Source organism: Kitasatospora sp. NPDC059327 (genome assembly GCF_042752535.1).
Lineage (GTDB): Bacteria > Actinomycetota > Actinomycetes > Streptomycetales > Streptomycetaceae > Kitasatospora.
Genome location: NZ_JBHYYB010000100.1, coordinates 1 through 4,835 on the forward strand (window position 1 = coordinate 1; position 4,835 = coordinate 4,835).

The window sequence follows — 4,835 nt, forward strand, 5'->3', positions numbered from 1 at the left end:
GCCGAGGCCAGCGCCCAGGCCAGCGGCTCGGCCGGCCAGGCCAGTACCCAGGCCGCTCGGGCCCGGGCCTCCGCGGACGCCGCCCGCAGCGCCGCCAACGCGGCCACCGCCGCCGCCGGTCGCGCCGAGAGCCTGGCCGCCGCCGCGGCCGCGGCCGCCAGTGAGGCGAACCAGCGGGCCAACAGCGCCGCCGACCACGCCGAGAAGGCCGCGAAGGCGGCCGAGGACGCGGCCAACGCGGCCGGTCAGGCGCAGGACTGGGCCAACCTGGCCACCGCGCACGCGAACGCCGCCATCCAGGCGGCCAAGGACGCGAGCGACGCGGTGACGCAGGCCCAGAACATCGAGAAGCTGGCCCGCGACGCCGAGGCCGCCAAGCTGGAGGCCGACAAGCAGCTGGGCATCGAGGAGGCCGCCGCCCTGACCAGGGTGGAGCAGGCCGACCAGGCCCTGGTGAGCCGGACCCAGACCGAGGTCTCCGCGCAGGACGTGGTGACCAAGGACCTGGTTCAGAAGGCCGCCGCCGCCGGTACCGACACCAAGGCCGCGGCCGGCTTCGGCCGCAAGGCCGCCGTCAACCTGCTGAAGGCCTCCGGCTCCTGGACCCGGGAGGCCGCGCAGAGCGCGCTGTCGGGCACCGACGAGGCCGTGGTGGCCTGGGCGAAGTCCGAGTACCCGCGCAGCCTGCGGCTGGACGACCGTGACAAGATCGTCTATGTCGCCTCGATCGGTGGCAGCAAGGTCTCGGCCGCCGCGCAGAAGACCCTGGAGAGCACCGACACGACCGCGGTGGAGAAGTTCCTCACCGGTGGCGCGCTGGACGTGCAGGCCGAGGACTTCCGGGTCCAGGTCCTCACCCTGATGAACGCGGGCGGCACCGCCGTCAAGCGGGAGGGCAGCGCCGCGCTCAACGACGGCAGCGTCAAGGCGCTGGCCGGCTTCCTGTCCGACCGCTACGCGAAGGCCGTGGCCGAGGACGACCGGGTGGCGGTCCTGACCGCCGTCAACAACGGCGGGCCGAACGTCAAGGCCACCGGTGCGGTCGCGCTGGCCGGGCCGGCCTGGATGCAGCACGACTTCGTGACCACCATCCAGTACAAGGCCGCCCAGCTGGACCAGGACACCGACACCCACGTGGCCTCGGTCCTGACCATGATCGCCAACGCGGCGAAGGACGCGGCCACCGCGACCCAGAACGCGCAGCTGGCCTTCCAGGTCGCGGCCAACGCCCGCAACGCGGCGCAGGAGGCCGGTGACTGGGCGGCGAAGGCCAACGCCTCGGCCAAGGAGGCCGACGGCTACGCCGCCGACGCCCGGGTGAAGGCCGACGCGGCCAACGTCTCGGCCGCGGCCGCCGCCGCGTCGGCGCAGAAGGCCAAGAACGCCGCCGCCGCCGCCCAGGGGGCCAGCCGCGAGGCCAACTACTCGGCGAATCAGGCGAACTCCTCCGCCCAGCAGGCGCTCGGCTCGGCCGCCAGCGCGCAGTCCTCGGCCGCCCAGGCGGCCGCGAGCGCGAGTGCGGCGGGCAAGGACGCGGCCGCCGCGTCCCAGGCCGCCGACCAGGCGCACGCCGCCGCCGCCCAGAAGCGGGAGCAGGAGCAGGCCGCCGCGGCCGCTGCCGCCGCCGCCCAGGCGAAGGCGAACGAGGCCAACAACGTCAACCCGGCCAACACCACGGCGAACGACTCGGTGACCAACCCGGCGCCGAAGCCCGACGCGCCGGGGACTCCTCCGGGTGACGGCAAGGACGGGGCCCGGGGCTTCGCCCAGTTCATGGGCCACGTCAGCACCGTGACCGGCCTCATCGCCGTCGGTGCGGCCTTCGTCCCCGGTGGCCAGGTCGTCGCCGCGGCCGCCGGCCTCATCTCGCTGGGCACCGGTGTGATCAGCGCCGCCGTCTACGGGTGGGCCGACAACTGGAAGGGCCAGAACTTCACCAACGCCTGCGCGGGCGTGGCGCTCTCGCTCATCGGCGGCGGTGTCGGCAAGGCCTTCAAGTACGCCGACAAGGCCTACGAGGTGGCGACCGGCGTCAAGGCGGCGAAGTCGGTCGCGGCGGAGCTGGGCAAGGCCGGGCACGACCTCGTCTCGCCCATCGTCGGCCTGTTCACCTGGTAGTCCGACCGGCGTGACCCGGCCGGCACGATCGGATCGTGCCGGCCGGACCGGACCGGATCCGACCTGATCGGAACCGGTCCGGCCCGCCGCGTAGGCTGCGGGAGAGAACATCCGTGATCGAACGGGACGGTGGGGCGCGCGTCCGCGCGGGCCCCACCGCCGGGGCTGGGGGCCTCTGTGATGCATCCCTTTGGACTTGGTGAGCCGCTGTGGTGGGTCATCGCGGTGCTGGTGACAGTGGTCTTCCTGGTGCTGCTGGTGCCGTCGATGCCCACCCGTGGGCTCCGGATCCAGACCTCGCTGGCGCCGGTCGCGATGGCGGTCTTCTGCGTGCTGGCCTATCTCGGCAAGCACATGGAGCCGGCCGCGGTGCTGGCGATGTACTCGCTGGTGGTGCTGGCGTTCCCGTTGGGCATGCTGGGGCACCGCGAGGAGCTGGCCCGCCGACTGCTGGACCGGGCGCAGAACGGTGAGTCGCCGGAGAACGAGCCGCCCCGCGCGATGTCCCTCCAGCTGGGCGCCGTGCTGACGGTGGCCGGCGCGCTGGCGGTCTGGGTGATCATGTAGTCCGGTTCGCACACGGTTCACCGCCGACGCGACCATTTCTCTCCATGATCAAATGAATCGTGCACGAAGTGGTGAATGCGGTCCGGCCGTTCGGGAGAAACGGATCTTCCGAAGATCAGTCCGCTCGTGATAGCAATGTTTCCGGTCGGAGTGCGCGGGGGGTCGAAAGCATCGCCCGACCTGGGTTTCTGCGCACGCCGTCCCCGTATTCGCAGGGCATTGCAGTCATTGACGGCACATAGGGGGCCACCATCATGCGTTCCATCTCCAAGCTGTTCACCGTCGGTGCGGTCGCGGGCGCGGTCGCGCTGTCCGGCATCGTCGTCGCGGGCGCCGCCACCGCCACCGCCGCTCCGGCCGGTTCGGCCGTCACGGCCGCCGGCGACACCCCGCCGCCGCCGGCCGTCGAGGACTTCGCCTACCCGGGCGCCGACCAGATCTTCAAGGACCGCGGCATCAAGCTCACCCGCGGCGACGGTCACATCGTCCTGGTGGCCTGCGGGACCCCGGGCCTGATGGAGGTCAACGCCCGCGGCATGCAGGACATCGACAAGGTCGGCGGTGGCCGCTTCTGTTTCAAGACCACCGGCACCACCGGCTCCCTCAGCCTCGAACTGCCCTCGGTCTACGGCGTCAGCACCAACGACTACGCCGCCCACCTGACCATGGCGGCCGGGACCGAGAGCAAGACCTACGACCTGCCGAAGAACGCCTGGACCGGCGTCGGTGAGATCGGCGACCCGCAGCACCGCCCGTTCACCCTGCTGGAGATCACCACCACCAAGTGACGGCTCCGCCGATACGTCCAGCTCTGCTGACAGGGAGAGACATCGTGCTTCGCACACGTCCGCGTGCCACGTGGATGACCGGCCTGCTGGCCTCCGCGGCCGTGGTCGGCGGCCTCTTGACCGGCGGAACGGCCAACGCCGTCGTCGGCGACACCGTGCCGAACGGCAACCACGCCTTCACCACCAAGCTCGACATCGGCGAGGGCAAGCGCGCCTGCACCGGCGCGCTGGTGGACCCGTACTGGGTGCTCACCGCGAGCAGCTGCTTCGCCGACGACCCGGCGAACCCGCTGGCCCTCGCGGCCGGCGCGCCCAAGCTGAAGACCGTCGCCACGGTCGGGCGCACCGACCTGACCGGCACGGCCGGTCACGTCACCGAGGTCACCGAGCTGGTGCCGCGGGCCGACCGTGACCTGGTGCTGGCCCGACTGGCCAAGCCCGCCCAGGGCATCGCGACCGTCGGGCTCGGCGGCGCTCCGGTGGCCGGTGAGACCCTGACCGCCACCGGTTACGGTCGCACCAAGGACGAGTGGGCCCCGCTCGCCCTGCACAACTCCGCGTTCACCGTCCAGTCGTCGACCGCCACCACGGTCGCGCTGGCCGGCAAGACGGCCGGCAAGGACGCGATCTGCAAGGGTGACGCCGGTGGCCCGGCGCTGCGTCAGGTCGGTGGCGGGGTCGAGCTGGCCGCCGTTCACAGCACCTCCTGGCAGGGCGGCTGCTTCGGCAGCACCGAGACCCGCACCGGCGCGGTGGAGACCCGGGTCGACGACCTGGCCGGCTGGCTGCTGAGCACCCGGCTGCACACCGCCTCGGTGAAGAACACCTTCAGCAACCTCTGCGCCTACGTGTCCTGGCGGACCCCGGAGTGGGGCGCGCCGATCACCCAGGTCGACTGCGACCGCCAGTACGTCGACCAGGTCTGGGACTTCCAGCAGGTCGCGGGCGGTGGCTACCAGATCCGCAACGTCAACTCCGGCAAGTGCATGCTGGCTTCGTGGCGGACTCCGGACAACGGTGGCCCGGTGGTCCAGGCCGACTGCGACCCGCAGTACGTCGACCAGGTCTGGAAGCTGGAGAAGGTCGCCACCGGCTACCAGATCCGCAACGGCTACAGCAACCGCTGCCTGGTCGCGTGGTCGGGCGACTCCGCGCCGGGCTCGAAGCTGACCCAGTTCGACTGCGTCCCGCAGTACGCGGACCAGGTGTGGGCACTCTGACGGGCCGACGGCCCGGCGGTGCCGGGGCGTGACCGCCCGCGGGCGTGATCGTCCGGGAGTGTGACGAGCAGTGCGCCGGGAGCGGGGGGGGGGGGGGGTGGGGGGCGCGCCCCCCCCCCCCGCGGGTGGAGCCACAAGGCCC

General features: G+C 72.5%; 4 protein-coding genes. All 4 read left to right on the top strand.

Annotated elements, in window-relative coordinates; genetic code table 11:
• Positions 1-2,118 (top strand): ALF repeat-containing protein (locus tag ACFXHB_RS36690; protein ID WP_380580017.1); only part of this gene is annotated, 2,118 nt, incomplete at its 5' end.
• A 231-nt stretch (positions 2,119-2,349) separates the two neighbouring features.
• Positions 2,350-2,685, top strand: coding sequence for a hypothetical protein (locus ACFXHB_RS36695; protein WP_380580019.1), 336 nt, complete (start codon positions 2,350-2,352; stop codon positions 2,683-2,685).
• A 254-nt stretch (positions 2,686-2,939) separates the two neighbouring features.
• Complete coding sequence (locus ACFXHB_RS36700; RefSeq protein ID WP_380580021.1) at positions 2,940-3,473, top strand: hypothetical protein; 534 nt, start codon at positions 2,940-2,942, stop codon at positions 3,471-3,473.
• A gap of 44 nt (positions 3,474-3,517) precedes the next feature.
• Positions 3,518-4,693, top strand: a complete 1,176-nt coding sequence (locus tag ACFXHB_RS36705) for a trypsin-like serine protease (protein ID WP_380580023.1) — start codon at positions 3,518-3,520, stop codon at positions 4,691-4,693.
• The last annotated feature ends 142 nt before the right edge of the window (positions 4,694-4,835 follow it).